Raw genomic sequence first — 16,053 nt, 5'->3', positions numbered from 1 at the left:
ATTCCGCCGATCGCGGCCCGCCCTGGGCGGGCGTCGGCGCACGCGCACCGCGCACGCGACACCAGCGCACGCGAACACCAGCGCACCCACCAACCGAGGAGAACCCACATGGGCGAGTACGCCGCCGTCATCGAGATCCCCAAGGGGAGCCGCAACAAGTACGAGGTCGACCACGAGACCGGCCGGGTGTTCCTCGACCGCGTGCTCTACACGACCTTCGTCTACCCGACCGACTACGGCTACTTCGAGAACACGCTCGGCCTCGACGGCGACCCGGTCGACGTGCTCGTGCTGCTCGACTACCCGCTGTTCCCGGGCGTGGGCGTCAAGGTGCGCCCCGTCGGCGTCTTCAACATGACCGACGACGGCGGCAGCGACGCCAAGGTCATCGCGGTTCCGGCCGGCGACCCCCGCTGGAACCACATCCAGGACGTGAACGACATCCCCGAGTTCACGCGCAAGGAGATCGAGCACTTCTTCGAGCACTACAAGGACCTCGAGCCCGGCAAGTGGGTCAAGACCGAGGGCTGGGGCGACGCGGCCGAAGCCGACGCCATCATCCAGGCGGGCATCGAGGCGTTCCCCGGTCACTGACCGACGCGCAGCACGAACGGATGCCGCGGCATCCGAACATCGAAGGGGCGGGCTGCGGCTCGCCCCTTCTGCGTGCGCGGCGCTCCTCACGTGTATTGGCTGCAGCTGGCGCCGTGGCTGCATCTCAGCGGAGGAGCTCCCTGTGACGGGAGGTTCGTTTCGCCGAATCGGTCCTCCGCTCGGGGCAAAACTTCTCCCGCCCTGCGAGTCGAGTCAGCGCAGGGCGAGCGGATGCCGCGGGCCGGCGATTCCGCGAGACCGAGGGGTCAGCCAGCCGGCCGGGCGGCCGCCGCGGGTGAGCCCCAGATGAAGTACTCGCGCACGGGCACGCCCTCGCGGGGCGCCTCGAGGATGCGTCCGCCGCCGAGGTAGATCGCGACGTGGTAGTAGTCGCCGCCTCCGCCCCAGAAGAGCAGGTCGCCGCGCTGGATCTGCGAGAGCGGCACGGCCTTGCCTCGTGCGGCGAGCGTGTAGTACTGGTTCGTCGCCGAGTGCGTGCCGATGCCGATGCCCGCGTAGCCGTAGGCGGCCTGCGTGAGGCCCGAGCAGTCCCAGACGTTGGGGCCCGCACCGCCGAGCACGTACGGCTCGCCGAGCTGCTGGCTCGCGAACCAGATCGCCGTCTCGACCGCTCCGGAGTTGGGCGGCCCGGGGGCCGGGGTGCCACCGCCGCCGGGCTGGCCGCCGCCTTCGCCTCCGCCGCCTCCGCCACCGGATCCGCCGCCGTCGCCCCCACCGCCGTTCGCGGCCTCCTCGGCAGCCGCTGCGGCAGCGGCCTCGGCCGCCGCCCGGGCTGCCGCCGCGGCCTCGGCCGCCTCGCGCGCCTGGCCCTCCGCACGTTCGCGCTCGAGCTCGGCCGTCGTGCCCTGCAGGCTCGCGAGCTGCGCGTAGAGCTCCTGCGATCGCTGCTGCTGTTCGGCGACCGCGGCGTTCGCGGCATCCGCTGCGGCGGCCGCCTCGTCGGCTCGCGTCTCGGCGAGGGCCGCGAGGCGCTCGCGTTCGGCCGCGGCATCCGCTGCCTGCGCTCGAAGCGCATCGGCCGTGTTGCGGTCGACCTTCGCCTGCTCGTAGACCTCGTTCGCCTGCTCGCCGAGCTTGGACGCCATGCCCAGCTGGTGCAGGAGCTTGCTCGCGTCGTCGCCCGAGAGCATGAGCTCGGCCGACAGGTCTCCCCCGCCGGACTTCGCCAGGTGCGCCGCGAGGAGCCCCGCCCGCATCTTCGAGATCTCGGCCACGGCGTCGGCCTCGTCGGCCTGGGCGCCGAGCTTCTGCTCACGGTCCGCCGCGCGATCGCGCTCGTCGACGGCGACCCGCCACGCCTCGTCGGCCTTCATGGAGGCCTCGGCCGCGGCATCCGCTGCCACCTGCAGCCCCGTGAGCAGCGCGCCGACGCGATCGATCTCGGCCTGCTTGGTCGCCTCGTTGGCCTTCGCCTGCTCGATGTCGCTCCACGACGGGTAGTCGGGGTCCGCCATCGCAGGGCCTCCGGCGGCGGCGACGGATGCCGCGACGGCGCCGATCGCGACGGTCGAGAACACAGTCGCGGGCTTCACGCGCGACACCGGTCGGGTGCGGTTGTCAACCAAGGCCGACCCCCCTCGCAGCCATGAACGGGATCGGGTCGATGCGGTATCCGTCGGTGTAGACCTCGAAGTGCAGGTGGCAGCCCGTGGAGGCGCCGGTCGTGCCGCTCCAGGCGATCTGCTGGCCCGCCGACACCCACTGGCCGTAGCCCACGAGGATGCCGCCCTCGACGATGTGCGCGTAGCCGGTCCAGACCCCGCCGCCGTGGTCGATCTGCACGTAGTTGCCGTAGGTGCCCGACCAGCCGGCGTAGCGCACCACGCCGCTGTTCGCCGCGTAGATCGGGGCGCCGCATCCGGTACCGAGGTCGACGGCGTAGTGGAAGCTGCTCGAGCATCCGCCCGAGGTGCAGATCGAGGAGCGCGGGCCGTAGTTGCCCGTGATCGAACCCCAGGCCGGCAGCGCCCAGCCCGAACTCGCGACCGTGCCGGGCGAGCCGTTCGCCAGCGCCTCCTGACGTCGCTTCTCTTCGGCCTCACGGCGCTTGCGCTCCTCCTCCTTGCGGATGCGCTCGCCCTCCTCGTAGGCCTTCGAGGTCTTGGCCTCGGTGTCCTTCAGGAACTTCAGCTGCGCCTCGAGCTCGACCTTCTTCGCCTCGGACTCGGCGAGTGCGGCTTCCGCCGCGGCCTGCGCCGCCTGGGCGGCGGCGAGCGCCTCCTCGGCGGCGATGCGCAGCTTCTCGCGCTCGGCCTGCGCCACGTCGGCCTGCCCCGCGAGCGCGGTCGCCGTATTCGCCGCCTCATTCGCGCCGTCGTAGATCGCCGAGGTGCGCTCGACCATCTTCTCCATGCTGCCGAGCTTGCCGAGCAGGGTCTCGGTCGCGACCGAGTCCCCGGCGTCGAGGAACAGGCTCACGCCCACGTCGCCCGTGCCCGCGCGGTACAGCTGCGCGGCCACCTGGCCCGCGTTGGCCTCGGCCTCGGCCGCCTGCTTCGCCGCGGCATCCGCCTGGGCCTGGATCTGGTCGGCGCGGTACACCGCATCGTCGTAGGCCTGCTGGGCGACGATGAGCTCGTCGGTGCGGCGCTCGGCCTCGGCACGCGTGGCCGCGACGTTGTCCTCGAGCTGGGCGATGAGGCCGGTGATCTCGACCACGGCTGCCGCGCCGGCCTTCGTGTTGGCCTTCGCCTCCTGCAGCTCGTCCCACGTGGGGTAGTCGGCGGCGAACGCGACCTGCGGCGAGGCGACCGGCTGCACGGCTCCCACGAGCGCGGCGGCGATGACCGCGAGCCCCGCGACGAGACGACGGGTGCGGGCGGTCGACGTGCGTGATCTGGTGCGTTTCATCGGTGGTCGTGCAGGCGTGCGAGGCCTGTCGCTCCTCAGTTCTCGTGCAGGGTGGCAGCCTCACCCTAGGCACGCCTCGCGCGCGTTTCGGGCATTTCGCAGCGCGTGTGGCGGATGCCCCGGCAACCGCCGTTCGGCCGTCGCCGGGGCTTCGCACACCGTTCGCAGCGGCATCCGGGCGCTCGTTTTGCCATTCTGCGAAACGTCTCGTATGCTTGCTTCTCGGCGGTCATGCCCCAGGCAAGACCTCCGGCCCCATCGTTTAGTGGCCTAGGACACCGCCCTTTCACGGCGGCAGCACGGGTTCGAATCCCGTTGGGGTCACTCACGAAGGTCAAGTTCCAAGCGGTAAAAACCACTCGGAACATCACGTACAATTGAATAGCTTCACGTGCGAGAGCACAACGAGGCCCTGTAGCGCAGTTGGTTAGCGTGCCGCCCTGTCACGGCGGAGGTCGCGGGTTCAAGTCCCGTCAGGGTCGCTCAGGCGACAAGCCCTTTCCCTTACGAGAGAAGGGGCTTTCTCCTTATTCGGGGTGTTTCACCTCGAGGCTCTGTAGCTCAGTTGGTAGAGCGTTCGACTGAAAATCGAAAGGTCACCGGATCGATGCCGGTCGGAGCCACAGTCAAAACCCCCGGTTTACCGGGGGTTTTTTCGTGTCAGCGGGTCATTCCGCGAGGCCGCCGGTGAGGCTGTGCCATTAATGTGCCATTAAGGGTTCGCCTGGTTCGGCGTTGTGCCATTTCTGGTTCTGGATGAGTTGTCTTGGCTTCGCTGTTGGCGGCGGTCTTGGGCGCGCTTGCATCGGTGCTTTCGTCGGCTCGCCTGAGCGCATCGTTCAGCGCTGCACCGGCTCGGAGCGCGACCCCCTCGCGAGCGCGTGAGTAGCGCTCGGTGACCTGCAGGCTCGAGTGGCCGAGGGTCGCCTGCACGTCCGGCGCAGTGGCGCCGGCGTCGAACAGGATGGTCGCGAAGGTGTGCCGCAGGTCGTGGATGCGCAGGTCGGGCCGGCCGATCGCCTCGCGCAGCTCCTCCCAGTTCACCGCGCGGCGCGCGTTGTGATTCGTGAGGCGGCCTCCGTCGGGTCCGTCGAAGAGCAGATCGCTCCCCCGCTTGCCTCGTGCCGCGGCTTCGGCGTACGGGCGCAGGGCGTCGATCAGCGGGACATCTCTCGACTTGTGGCTCTTGGGCGACTGCTCAATGAGCTCGCCGCGCATGCCCGGGCTCAGCGATCGGCTGACCCGGATGACGCCGCGCCCGAAGTCGACGTCGCCGACGCGCAGCGTGGTCGCCTCGCCCGCGCGCATACCCGTGTAGACGAGCGCGGCGAAGTATCGGCGGTAGACGCCGTCAGGGATGAGGTCGAGCAGCGTGCCGATCTGCTCGAGCGTGAGCGCTCGCGACACCGGCGAGATCGACTCGCGCATGCTCGGCCGTTTCACCTCGCGGGCGGGGTGGGTCACCGCCGACGGCTCGGGTGAACTCGAGGCATGAGACCGCCGGCGACGCGCCCACCCATCGCACTCCGCGGTGGTGTCCCGTTCGTGTGGACCACCATGATGGCAAGCGTCGTGTCGGACCGAGCCTCGGGTACGGCTGGAGAGTCATCGGGTGCTGGTCAGGAAGCGATCGCGGACGACGCCCAGATTGGTTGCGAACTGACCAGTCGTTTCCAACCACCATCCGTTGGAGGGATGCCGCACCTCAATCAACGTCTGGCGTGAGGCGAGGCTCAGTGCTCTTCCGAATGGATGCGCGAATCCTCCGCATACGGCCACGACGCAGTCGGCGCCCATTGGCACGCCTCGCAATCGGCGCTGCAAGTCGGCATGGAGGGCTGCGATGACGGCCTGCGCTGCTGGATCGACCGCAACGCGCGCCGCTCTCTTCGCATCACGCATGTCAACCAGGACGCTCCAGTCATTCAGAGGCGGCGCGGCGATCTTGGTTTTGGGCTTGAAGGCCTTCTCCTGCAGGGGCACCGTCGAAACATTGAGTATCGCTACCCGCGCGTCCCCGGCATTTATGTTTGCCTTCACGATCCCGCCTAGGCTTTCCGTGCCTCGCGTCTGCTCGCGAAGGATCGCCAATGCATCGCGTCCCGTTGTGCCCGCAAGCGGGTGCTTCGAGAGTAATTCGTCGGTGTGAGGTGATTCCAGAATGAAGACCAGCTCAACTTCACCTGCGCCGCGCATCACGAGGTCTTCAACGAACGCGGAAGGGTACGCTCCGGCTACATAATCCACGGCATACATGAACGCCAAGTCTGGCAGTACGTCGCCCCGAAGGGCGCCAATACCGGCCAGGATGTCGGGCGCTCAGGGTGCTGCGTCAGCCTGAGGGAATGAGTTTCGGCCCCCAGCGGCCGTCTCAGTTGCCTAAGGTGCACAGCCTCATCAACGCGCCCACGCCAAACGCGTGGGCGCGTTGATGAAACGCCAGTTCAGTCCTTGGTCGCGTTGCCGACACCGCCATTGGGTACCTGCGTAGGGGGCTTCGGCGGCCGAACGTAGTTCGTCGGCTTCTGACCGTGTTCAATCATCCGGTCGGGATCCGGAACCATCTGCTGAATCCGAGGGTCGTTTCCTTCAGCCATCGCCATCTTCCTTCTCTTGGTCCGCTCGCGCGGGGTTTGTCCAGAACACTAAGTCGTCATCGCTAATCATCAGGAACACCCCTGCCCCTGGGAGGGGATCGACACCGTCATACTTGCCGTCGTCAGTCATGCGGAATTGATGGGCAATGTAGATGCTGCGGGGTTCGGGGTAGGTGGTGACGAACGACCCCTTCGTGAACCAACCGCCAACCCACTCACCGTTGGACCGTTTGATCTTCACCCACGCCTGGTGGTTCTGTTCCGTGGCGTAGTCCCACGCGCTAGGAGCGGAGTTGTAGCCATGCTTGGACTGGGGCAGCCGCACCCACTCGAGGCCGACCTTCACCTTCGGTCTCACATCCACCGCCCATTTGGGGCGCACCCACTCGATCTGACGCCGATGCAGAAACAAGCTGACAGTGGCGGGAACGGCGATATAGAAGACGAGGACGATTAGACCGAGAAGCCGAGGGCTTGCGATCAGCAGGGCATCCGCGCTGGCACCCGGCTGCAAGCCGCTGTAGAGCCATCCGCCGAAGACAAGAAAGTAGAACCCTGTCAGCGCAACAGCAAAAACTGCTCCACGAGCGACCGTGAGACCCGCGTCCCGATCTGTCGCAGACTCGCCGCGTGCCCAACGGCCAACCCCTGAATAGATGAACCCTGGCAAGGCGAGCACGACGAACGCGGCAATGGCAAGACTTCCCTCAGGAATTCCCACGTCACCCTTCCGCAGCTATCGACAGGTATGGCCGCGTCGAGCATATCTGTCGCGTCCGACACACCGACCCACATCGAGTCCGTTCAGTCGGCCTGCCGATGGGAGGTCTCCTGCCTGTTAGCGAGCGTCCTCGATAGTGCCGGAGGCGGTGCGCTCGAAACCCGACCTTCAATCCCTCACGGTGGGCTGATGAGTCACCACGTATCGCGCACAACTGATTCCGCCACAGCCGCCGAAATCTGTGCCATTGACGTGCCATATCCCGGCGCTAGCCACTGGGGTTCCACGTACGCAGCGATCGAGGCGTGATGTTCGGACGCGACCTGCGGATCAAGCTCCCAGCAAGGCGCCAATCAAGGTGCGGAGCAGCTGGGTCGGCAGCGCGTTGCCAGCGGGAGTGCGGTGCGCAGTGTGCGGTGTGCAGTGTCATCGTGATGCGGATGTTCCAGTAGGCAGACAGGGCATGGGCTCGTACGTCTCGGTAGAAGCTCCACCCGACGTACGTGCGCGGCGGATCGGCCTTGTGTGGCTGATCGCTGAACTTGGTTGGAACCCCGTCGGCCGCAACTTTCATGCCACGGAGGCGACTGTACGGCGACTCCCTCTCAGAAATCGGTACTGAGAACGGATGGTCGCAAGACTTGACGGTCACTGAACGACTGAGTTATGGTTGTATTACGTCGCGCGACGCGACGAGGCGGTCAGCCCAAAGGGCCAACCGCGACAACCTCAAACCACCACCGGTGGGATAGGAGCAAGAAAATGTCCGAGATCGTGAGCACCTTCGGGTCCTCCACCAATAACGGAACCTCGCTTGAGGGGCGCAACATTGCACTCCTGGGCGTCCTCGAGGCGGACCGCGAAGCCTCCGCGGCAATGACCCCATCCGCGATGTCCGAACTGCTGTTCATCAGCAACTTCGAGAAGACCGACCCCGAGTCCCCCGCCCCTGACAAGCATGGCTACCAGCGCGAGCCCATGCGGGACAGAATCCCGAAGATCGCCCGCTTCTACCTGTCCCGCTCGCGCACATCCCGAACGACGCCGATCATCGTTTCTGTTCGCCTGAACGACTCAAAGGACATCGAGCGATTTCTCGACCTGTTTGCGGACAGCGACATCGAGGGCATCAAGGAGGAGTTCGGCGAGGCCGTGATGTCAGTCGTAGACGGCCAGCATCGCTACCTGGGCCTGGTCCAGGCTTGGGAGAGCGACCCGACCTTCTCACCTCTCGTTCCTGTGAGCCTGTACTTCGGGCTGGACTTCGTTGATGAGGCCGAGTTCTTCGACATCATCAACACCGAGCAGAAGAAGCTCCCCAAGGCCCTGATCGAGATCACTAAGGCCGACGTACGCGAAGTTGGGTCGATGAGCCACAGCCAGCGCGTGCGGCTGATTGCGACCATGCTCGCCCGCCATGACGAATCCGTATGGCATGGACAGGTGAACCTCACTGGCGCTCGTGACCCGAACAAGCCGGTGACGTTCGAGGGTCTCCGGCGGTCCTCAGCATCGATGTTCCCGAGTGAACTCTTGGGGCGCCTCGAAGCGGCCGACAAGGACGTTGACGGGATCGCTCGCACGTACTGGGCCCTGGTGGCCCAGGCATGTGCGGAAGCGTGGAATGGCGAGGCCCGTCTCCGACTCGATGAAGACGGCAACTCCGTGGAGTACTCGCCGAAGTATCGCATCAAGGAGCTCGTCGGTGTCGCATCCCTGGCGAAGCTCGGCAAGGACATCATCACCAGCGCGCTCGAACATCCGAACTTCAACGAACGCATGAAGAGCCTCGTCGGCGCACTCTCGGATGTCGACTGGGAGAAGGTCAACCTGGAGAAGGACGAGCGGAACCCGTGGATGGCCTCACAGGCCGGATTTGCGGGCCAGGCGGACTTGTACAAGACCCTCTACGCATGGGTCTACTACGGCAAGAAGCCAACAGCCTGACACCCATCATCTGAGGCCTAGAAGCGATCGCTTCTAGGCCTCAGTCGCACCCGCTTGTGGACACCGTCCGGGCAAATCTTGTGCCATTAATGTGCCATTAAATGCGCGAACACCATCTGAAACCCAACTGTGACCGTTTCGGAGAATCCCTGATCAGCGCGATATCGCATCCATAGAAACTGAGTGAAAACCGCCCGGGCTCACTGAAAATCGAGAGGTCACCGGATCGATGCCGGTCGGAGTCATAACCCAATCCCTCGGGCGACCGAGGGTTTTCTTGCTTCTGTCGGTCATTCCGCTGGGCCGCCGTGGTGGGGGTACGCCCCTCAACGGGGGGCTGGGGCACTGACGATCGCCTGCACCAAAGTGGAGGAATGTCAGATTCCCCCGCAGGTTCGCCGCGCCGGAAGTTACCGCGAACCCTCATCGCCCTCGGAGGCGCGCTGGTCACCGTCATCACGGCGGTGACCATCGTCATCCCCATCGTCGCCGATGCCAACCGGCGCGACAGCTCTGCTGACACGCTCACCGTCGAGACGCGTGAACCCGATGCATCAGTCGAAGCGGAACCGGCGATCACGAGCGTCGGGATCAAACTCGACGGAGGCTTCAACGCCTACGACCAGACCGGCGACAGCGTTGACGATGTCTGGTACGTCCCCCTCGATGCGATGGCATCGATGCCCCTCGACGGGAACGGGTGCACGCCCGAGCGCATGGAATGGTTCGTCGAGAACGACCTGAAGGACTCCATCCCGCCGGCCGTCACCCTCCGGAACGACGCGACCGACGGGTCCGCGATGACGATCGACCAAATCCGGTTCGAAGGGGAGCGCACGAGCGAGAGCACACGCGTCGTTTCGTTCCAGTGCGCCGGTTACGGTGGCGACGCCGGCATTCAGTTCGTCAACGTGCCGCTTGCGGGTGGACCTGCCGTCTACGGTGAGCCGCCGTGGGGCGATTCGACGGCCGGCGTCGCTCCCGCGGGCAGCCCCGTCGTGCTGAACCTGTCGCCCGGTGAGCTCGTGCAGCTGGTGCTGTCGGCAAACCACGACGGCTTCACCGGGAGCTTCTCCGGGTCGATCGTCGCCGACGTGACGGTGGGCGGTGCGACCGAGACGGTGGCGATCGCCGATGGACTGAACTTCTACACTGTCGAGCACATGGGTTCGTTCACGCTGTTCGAGGAGGGTATCGACTGCGAGCTGGGGTTCTGCACCCCCGAGCAGGCGAATCAGCTCATCGCCGGATACCAGGCGCTGTGATGACGGATCAGGCGACCCCAGATGAGACAACCGACACAGAGGCACCCGTCGTCGCCGACCAACAGGCGGGCGTCGCCGAAGCATCCGCTGCCGTCGACGACGACCAGCAGCTGTCCGGAGTGAAACCCGCTCCGCTCGACGACCAGCCAGCGCCCACGCCCGAGAGCCCCGGACCCGCACTCTCACCCGAAGCCGCACCCGAGGCAACCACCGCCGAGAGGCCGTTGTCCTTCTTCCAGCGGCGCATCTGGACCCGCACAGGCAAGGCCATCACGATCGTCGTCTCCGCGGTGTCGTTCGCCACGGGCATCATCGGAGTCATGCCGATCCTGTTGCGGGATGCGACCGGGCTCGGCTCCCTCGAGGTCTCGGCTGCGCCGTTCGAAGCAGGCCCACAGGAGTTCGCGCTGTCACCGGGTGCCGACCTGACGAGTTTCCCCGTGGGCGGGGCCTGCGATTCCGAGCAACTCGCGTGGCTCGCCTCCAACGCGAAGCCGCTCGCACACCGGGTCGCCGTCGACATGGGGAATCGCGCGAGCGAGGGGTCCATGCTCGCGCTCACCGAGTTCCGGGCCGTGACCTCCGCTGCCACCGGCGACGTGCGCATCCGGGTCGTATGCGAGACCCCGACCCCCGACGTGCAGTCTGCGCGACTGTTCGTCGACCAGCCCGCCGCCACCGCGTACTTCGGCGGAGACACGCTCGGCGGTGACGGGCGCCCAGACTCCCCGGTCGCGTGGAACCTGGCTCCGGGCGAGAACGGCACGATCGTGATCGATCTGCTGAGCGCGACTGCCGTGACCGGGACACTGCAGCTGACGGCGCAGAGCGGCAAGGACTCGACCCCGATCGACGTCGAAGGCTCCGACTTCGCGCTCCCAGGGCTCGTCGCATCCGGTGCCCGGTTCCTGCTCGTGACGGCTGACGGATTCACTTGTCAGGCCGTGGACGGCACCGAGTGCAGTGTTGAGGCCCTCCTAGCCGGCTGAATCCTGCCCGCCGCCTGCGCCCGTGAGTCGATACGAGTCCGATCGCTTGTCGCCCCCACGGGGGTCGACGAGAATACATCGATGACCGATCTCACGCTCACGCAGCGGGCGCCCGACCCCGAGCCGGCCAGCTCGAGCACGCGACCGCGCCCCTCGATCGCCGAGAAGATCCGCGACATGGGGCAGAACCGCATCGGCGCGCTCCTGCTGCTGATCGCGACCGCGGCGGCGATCATCTGGGCGAACGTCGCGGCGGGTTCGTACGAGAGCTTCTGGGAGACGCACCTGTCGGTCGGCGTCGGCGACCTGACCCTCGACTTCACGCTGCACGCGCTCGTGAACGACGCGCTCATGGCGATCTTCTTCTTCACGGTCGGCCTCGAGGTGCGGCGCGAGTTCGCGATCGGCGAGCTCACGAGCTGGTCGCGCGCCGTCGTGCCGGTGGTCGCGGCGATCGCCGGGCTCGTGGTGCCGGCCGTGCTCTTCGTGCTCGTCGCGAACGGTTCGGGCCAGGAGCACGCCTGGGGCGTCGTGATCTCGACCGACACCGCGTTCCTCGTCGGCGCGCTCGCGCTCATCGGCCCGCGGGTGCCGGGTCGCCTGCGGGTGTTCCTGCTGGCGCTCGCGGTGGTCGACGACATCGGCGCGCTCAGCATCATCGCGCTCGTCTACACCGAGGACTTCAACCCGATGCCGCTCATCATCGCGGCCATCGGCCTCGTCGGCGTGTACTTCACGCGCTACCTGCGCGGCGGGCGCGGACCGGTGTACGCGACGCTGTCGATCATCGTGTGGATGGCGTTCCTCGCGTCGGGCGTGCATCCGACGCTCGCGGGCGTCGCGATCGCACTGCTCGTGCCCGTGTACCGCCCCAACCGCCGCGACGTCGAGCACGCGCTCGACCTGGCGCGCACGTTCCGCCAGTCGCCGAACACCGAGTACGCGCGCGCAGCGGCGAACAGCCTGCGCGAGTCGATCTCGATCAACGAGCGCCTGCAGTCCGCGTACGCCCCGTACGTGGCCTACGTGATCCTGCCGCTGTTCGCGCTGGCGAACGCGGGCGTGCAGCTCAGCCCCGAGATCCTGGCCGGCGCGGTCGGCTCGTCCGTCACCTGGGGCATCGTCATCGGCCTCGTGGTGGGCAAGCTCGTCGGCGTGTTCGGGTCGACCGCGCTGCTGCGGGTGCTGAAGCTGGGCGAGTTCGGCCCGGGCCTCACGCTCGACCGCATCCTCGGAGGAGCGGCGCTCTGCGGCATCGGGTTCACGATCTCGCTGTTCATCGTCGACCTCGCGATCGACGACGAGACCGCCCAGAACGAGGCCAGGGTGGGCGTGCTCGCGGCATCCGTCATCGCCTTCGTGCTCGCCACGATCATCTTCAGGATCTCGGATGCCGCGCGCCCCGACCTCGACACCGGCCAGACGCTCGCCCGGCCGATCGATTCGAAGCGCGACCACGTGTTCGGATCCGACGACGCCCCGTACACGATCGTCGAGTACGGCGACTTCCAGTGCCCGTTCTGCCTCAAGGCGTCGGGATCGATCCAGGAGGTCAAGGCCGAGCTCGGCGATCAGCTGCGCTACGTCTGGCGGCACGCACCGCTCGAGCAGGTGCACCCCAACGCGCTCGCGGGCGCCGAGGCGTCGGAGGCCGCCTCGCTGCAGGGCAAGTTCTTCGAGTTCGAGCGCGGGCTGTTCGCCGACCAGGACAACCAGCGGCCCTCCGACATCATCGCCCTCGCGCGGGACCTCGGACTCGACGTCGAGAAGTTCGAGGCCGACCTCACGTCACCGAAGGTCACCGGGCGGGTGCGCGACGACATGCTCGACGCGGAGGCGATGGGCATCAGCTCGGTGCCGACGCTCTTCGTCAACGGCCGCCGTCATGTCGGCCCGTACGACGCGCAGTCGCTGATCCGTGCGCTGGGGGCGAACGCCTCCGACACGGGCACGGTGCGCGTGTAGCTTCGAGAGGACCGGCGGCACCCGCCCCGGTGGATGCGCTCTCCGCCGCGCCGCGGCATCCGGAGACCGAGGAGGCACCGTGAGCGACGACCATCTTCCGCGCCGATTCCAGATCGACCTGCCCGCAGATCGCGCCCAGGGCGTGTTCGCCGACTTCGCCCGCGTCTGGCACACGCCGAACGTGTTCGTCATGGACTACGTCGCGCTCACCCAGCCGCCGTCGACGATCGAAGACGCAGACGGGTCGCGCGCGGTCGCCGTGCCCGGCCAGATCGTGAGCCGCATCCGGATCCCACCCGAGCAGGTGTTCGAGCTCGCGAAGGCGCTCACCCAGCAGCTCGAGGCGTGGGAGCAGGAGACCGGGCGCAAGCCGCCCGAGCGCCCGCTGTTCGGCCACGGGCACTCGACGGAGTAGTCGCCGCCCCCGCGCCGCACGTGCGGAAGCAACCCCTTGCACCGCCGCCGCACGGATGGTGGACTTGCGGCATCCGTCACGAGAAGCAGGGGGCGCTCATGCCGTACATCACCGTCGGAACCGAGAACTCGGCACCGATCGAGCTGTACTACGAAGACCACGGAACCGGCTCACCGGTCGTGCTGATCCACGGGTATCCGTTGAGCGGCGCCTCCTGGGAGAAGCAGTCGCGCGTGCTGCTCGACGCCGGGTACCGCGTGATCACGTACGACCGGCGCGGGTTCGGCGACTCGAGCAAGCCCACGACGGGCTACGACTACGACACGTTCGCGGGCGACCTCGAGGCAGTGCTCGAGACGCTCGAGCTCACGGATGTCGCGCTCGTCGGGTTCTCGATGGGCACCGGCGAGGTCGGCCGCTACCTCGGCACCTACGGCAGCGGGCGCGTCGCGAAGGCGGCCTTCCTCGGCAGCCTCGAGCCGTACCTGCGCAAGACCGACGACAATCCCACGGGCGCCGCCCCCGACTTCGACGACCTGAAGGCCGCCGCGACCGGCGACCGGTTCGCGTGGTTCACCGGGTTCTTCGAGAACTTCTACAACCTCGACGAGAACCTCGGCACGCGCATCTCCGAAGACGCGGTGCGCGGCAGCTGGCAGGTCGCCGCCGCAGCGTCGTGGTACGCGGCATCCGCCTGCGTCGACACCTGGCTCACCGACTTCAGGGGCGACATCGAGCACATCGACGTGCCGGCGCTCATCCTGCACGGCACCGCCGACCGGATCCTGCCGATCGACGCGACGGCGCGCGAGTTCGCCAAGCGGCTGCCCGGCGCGACCGTCGTCGAGATCGAGGGCGCCCCGCACGGCCTGCTCTGGACGCATGCCGAGGAGGTAAACACCGCACTGCTGGCGTTCCTCGGGGGCGAGGGCTGAGCCGGCGCGGGGCGCGCACGCCGGCACGTCGGCGTGCGCGCAGGGCGTCGCGCACGCCGTCGCGCGGTGGAGAAACCGCCACAGCAGGCGTCGCAACGCATATGATGCTCCCTGCGGGTGGACCGCACGACCGGGCCCGGGGGTGGGGTCCGAGGCTCTGACCGAGCCATGGCCCTCCCGATCCCGAGGCCGCCCGGCCTCGCGGATCATCCCGACACCCCGGAGGCCCGAGTGGGCACGCTCGTCTACAACGGCACCGGCAGCATCCCCATCGACGACCGCGTGCTCGCGCACCTGCAGGTGGTCATCATCGACAAGCTGCGCCGCCAGGAGTCCTTCCCGTTCAGCTGGGAGGTCGGCGGGCGCGAGTCGACGGTATGGTTCGGCCCGTCGATCGCCCTCGAGTTCGTCTATGCGGGCAACCGCTCCCCGCTGCTCAACCGCGCCTGGCTCAACCAGCTCGCCGCGGCGGCCTCGTCGAACGCCGGGCTCTCGGCGTTGCCCGAGCCGTTGACAGCGCCCCCGTCGCGGTCGCCGTTGGCTGCCCCGGCGCCCGGCCCCGACGCGACCCCGGTCGAGCCGAGCGTGCCCGTCGGCGTCTGACGGGCACTTCGACCGAAGAGCGGTCGCACTTCGCGACGGGCGAGCGGATGCCTCAGCGCGCCGCGGCCCAGTCGAGCAGGCGTTCGACCGGCCAGGTGTTCACGATGCGCTCGGCGGGCACCCCGTTCGCCTCGGCGCGGGCTGCACCGAGTTCGAGGAACGCGAAGTGCCCCGGAGCGTGCGCGTCGCTGTCGATCGAGAAGCGGCATCCGGCATCGAGTGCGAGCTGGATCAGGTCGTCGGGCGGATCCTGACGTTCGGGGCGCGAGTTGATCTCGACCGCCACGTCGTGCTCGGCGCACGCGTCGAACACCGCCTTCGCGTCGAAGGTCGACTGGGGTCTCGTGCCACGCGCACCCTCGACGAGGCGACCCGTGCAGTGCCCGAGCACGTTCGTGCGCGGGTTGCCCACCGCGCGCAGCATCCGCTCGGTCAGCTCCTTCGACTCGGTGCGGAGCTTGGAGTGGATGCTCGCGACCACCACGTCGAGCCGCTCGAGCATCTCGGGCGTCTGGTCGAGCGAGCCGTCGAGCAGGATGTCGACCTCGATGCCCGAGAGCAGCCGGATGCCGCGATCGGCGTTCAGACGATCGAGCACGTCGAGTTGGTCGAGCAGGCGTTCGACGCTGAGCCCGTTCGCGATCGTGAGGTTCGGCGAATGGTCGCTCACGACGAGGTACTCGAGCCCGACGAGCTCGGCGGCGCGCGCCATGGTCGAGATCGGCGTCGTGCCGTCGGACCAGTCGGTGTGGCTGTGCAGGTCGCCGCGGACCTTCGCCCTGAGCCCCTCGGGCGCGGCGCCCGCGGCCGGGCCGCTCTTCTCGCGGAGGGCGACGAGGTAGGCGGGCACGTCGCCGGCGACCGCCTCGGCGATGACCGCGAACGTCGTGTCGCCGATGCCTGCGGTGCGCTTCAACCGCCCGTCGCGCACGCGCTCGGCGAGCTGCGCGGCGTCGAACTCGCCGATGATACCCGCGGCCTTGCGGAACGCCTTCGACTTGAACGCCGACGCCCGATCGCGCTCGAGCAGGAAGGCGATCTCCTCGAGGGCTGCGATCGGGTCCATCCGCCCATTCTGACGCGCTCGGGGGGATGCCGGGCAACCCCCTCCCCCAGATCCGCGGAACGAAACCACGTGGGATACGTTCGGA

14 protein-coding genes and 3 tRNA genes are annotated in these 16,053 nt (G+C 67.8%); 11 read left to right on the top strand and 6 right to left on the bottom strand.

All coding sequences use genetic code 11. The annotated features are described in order from the left end of the window. Positions 1-108 precede the first annotated feature (108 nt). Positions 109-594: an inorganic diphosphatase gene (gene ppa, locus BM342_RS14685; protein WP_092967476.1), complete on the top strand. Its 486-nt coding sequence runs from the start codon at positions 109-111 to the stop codon at positions 592-594. Between the two features lie 266 nt (positions 595-860). Here ppa and BM342_RS14680 read toward each other — a convergent pair whose 3' ends face one another. Next, positions 861-2,147 (bottom strand): C40 family peptidase, encoded by a 1,287-nt coding sequence (locus tag BM342_RS14680; RefSeq protein WP_255368828.1) that lies wholly within the window; start codon positions 2,145-2,147, stop codon positions 861-863. 25 nt (positions 2,148-2,172) lie between these two features. Then, entirely contained in the window at positions 2,173-3,465 is a 1,293-nt protein-coding gene (locus BM342_RS14675) for a M23 family metallopeptidase (RefSeq protein ID WP_092967474.1), read from the bottom strand. A 251-nt stretch (positions 3,466-3,716) separates the two neighbouring features. Between BM342_RS14675 and BM342_RS14670 the strand changes: the two genes are divergently transcribed. The 3 genes from BM342_RS14670 (at position 3,717) to BM342_RS14660 (ending at position 4,088) form a co-directional block, all read left to right on the top strand. Next, positions 3,717-3,789, top strand: a tRNA-Glu gene (locus BM342_RS14670). A gap of 84 nt (positions 3,790-3,873) precedes the next feature. Continuing rightward, a tRNA-Asp gene (locus tag BM342_RS14665) sits at positions 3,874-3,947 on the top strand. Positions 3,948-4,015: 68 nt separating this feature from the next. Then, a tRNA-Phe gene (locus BM342_RS14660) sits at positions 4,016-4,088 on the top strand. Positions 4,089-4,125: 37 nt separating this feature from the next. Here BM342_RS14660 and BM342_RS14655 read toward each other — a convergent pair. The 3 genes from BM342_RS14655 to BM342_RS14650 form a co-directional block, all read right to left on the bottom strand. After that, positions 4,126-4,929: a tyrosine-type recombinase/integrase gene (locus BM342_RS14655; RefSeq protein ID WP_092967472.1), complete on the bottom strand. Its 804-nt coding sequence runs from the start codon at positions 4,927-4,929 to the stop codon at positions 4,126-4,128. A 141-nt stretch (positions 4,930-5,070) separates the two neighbouring features. After that, positions 5,071-5,721 carry a hypothetical protein gene (locus tag BM342_RS19660; protein ID WP_143109895.1) on the bottom strand — a complete coding sequence of 217 codons (651 nt, stop codon included), beginning with the start codon at positions 5,719-5,721 and terminating at the stop codon, positions 5,071-5,073. Between the two features lie 333 nt (positions 5,722-6,054). Beyond that, positions 6,055-6,783: a DUF6338 family protein gene (locus BM342_RS14650; RefSeq protein ID WP_143109894.1), complete on the bottom strand. Its 729-nt coding sequence runs from the start codon at positions 6,781-6,783 to the stop codon at positions 6,055-6,057. Between the two features lie 762 nt (positions 6,784-7,545). On the opposite strand from BM342_RS14650, the gene BM342_RS14645 reads away from it, so the two are divergent. The 7 genes from BM342_RS14645 (at position 7,546) to BM342_RS20210 (ending at position 14,902) form a co-directional block, all read left to right on the top strand. Next, positions 7,546-8,730, top strand: coding sequence for a DGQHR domain-containing protein (locus tag BM342_RS14645; protein WP_177232211.1), 1,185 nt, complete (start codon positions 7,546-7,548; stop codon positions 8,728-8,730). Positions 8,731-9,104: 374 nt separating this feature from the next. Beyond that, on the top strand, positions 9,105-9,995 hold the full coding sequence (locus BM342_RS14640; RefSeq protein ID WP_092967466.1) for a hypothetical protein: 891 nt from the start codon (positions 9,105-9,107) through the stop codon (positions 9,993-9,995). Next, positions 9,995-10,984 (top strand): hypothetical protein, encoded by a 990-nt coding sequence (locus BM342_RS14635; protein ID WP_092967464.1) that lies wholly within the window; start codon positions 9,995-9,997, stop codon positions 10,982-10,984. The genes BM342_RS14640 and BM342_RS14635 overlap by 1 nt, the downstream gene beginning before the upstream one ends. Positions 10,985-11,065: 81 nt before the next feature. Further along, positions 11,066-12,949: a Na+/H+ antiporter NhaA gene (gene nhaA, locus BM342_RS14630; protein ID WP_092967462.1), complete on the top strand. Its 1,884-nt coding sequence runs from the start codon at positions 11,066-11,068 to the stop codon at positions 12,947-12,949. A gap of 79 nt (positions 12,950-13,028) precedes the next feature. Further along, a complete protein-coding gene (locus BM342_RS14625; RefSeq protein WP_092967460.1) occupies positions 13,029-13,364 on the top strand; it encodes a DUF3467 domain-containing protein in 336 nt (111 codons plus the stop codon). Positions 13,365-13,462: 98 nt separating this feature from the next. After that, positions 13,463-14,299, top strand: a complete 837-nt coding sequence (locus tag BM342_RS14620; RefSeq protein WP_092967458.1) for an alpha/beta fold hydrolase — start codon at positions 13,463-13,465, stop codon at positions 14,297-14,299. 168 nt (positions 14,300-14,467) lie between these two features. Continuing rightward, complete coding sequence (locus BM342_RS20210) at positions 14,468-14,902, top strand: DUF7882 family protein (RefSeq protein ID WP_255368827.1); 435 nt, start codon at positions 14,468-14,470, stop codon at positions 14,900-14,902. A gap of 52 nt (positions 14,903-14,954) precedes the next feature. Here BM342_RS20210 and BM342_RS14610 read toward each other — a convergent pair whose 3' ends face one another. Next, entirely contained in the window at positions 14,955-15,968 is a 1,014-nt protein-coding gene (locus BM342_RS14610) for a PHP domain-containing protein (protein WP_092967456.1), read from the bottom strand. Positions 15,969-16,053 lie beyond the last annotated feature (85 nt).

Origin of the sequence: Agromyces sp. CF514 (assembly GCF_900113185.1) — a bacterium.
GTDB lineage: Bacteria > Actinomycetota > Actinomycetes > Actinomycetales > Microbacteriaceae > Agromyces.
Note: the sequence above shows the minus strand (reverse complement) of the source record. Positions and strands in the feature narration are given on the sequence as shown.

Excerpts from the sequence above, each read along its gene's own strand:
- BM342_RS19660 (WP_143109895.1), bottom strand. The coding sequence starts at position 5,721 with ATGTATGCCGTGGATTATGTAGCCGGAGCGTACCCTTCCGCGTTCGTT.
- BM342_RS14635 (WP_092967464.1), top strand. The coding sequence starts at position 9,995 with ATGACGGATCAGGCGACCCCAGATGAGACAACCGACACAGAGGCACCC.
- ppa (WP_092967476.1), top strand. The coding sequence starts at position 109 with ATGGGCGAGTACGCCGCCGTCATCGAGATCCCCAAGGGGAGCCGCAAC.
- BM342_RS14675 (WP_092967474.1), bottom strand. The coding sequence starts at position 3,465 with ATGAAACGCACCAGATCACGCACGTCGACCGCCCGCACCCGTCGTCTC.
- BM342_RS14610 (WP_092967456.1), bottom strand. The coding sequence starts at position 15,968 with ATGGACCCGATCGCAGCCCTCGAGGAGATCGCCTTCCTGCTCGAGCGC.
- BM342_RS14620 (WP_092967458.1), top strand. The coding sequence starts at position 13,463 with ATGCCGTACATCACCGTCGGAACCGAGAACTCGGCACCGATCGAGCTG.
- BM342_RS14645 (WP_177232211.1), top strand. The coding sequence starts at position 7,546 with ATGTCCGAGATCGTGAGCACCTTCGGGTCCTCCACCAATAACGGAACC.
- BM342_RS14640 (WP_092967466.1), top strand. The coding sequence starts at position 9,105 with ATGTCAGATTCCCCCGCAGGTTCGCCGCGCCGGAAGTTACCGCGAACC.
- BM342_RS20210 (WP_255368827.1), top strand. The coding sequence starts at position 14,468 with ATGGCCCTCCCGATCCCGAGGCCGCCCGGCCTCGCGGATCATCCCGAC.
- nhaA (WP_092967462.1), top strand. The coding sequence starts at position 11,066 with ATGACCGATCTCACGCTCACGCAGCGGGCGCCCGACCCCGAGCCGGCC.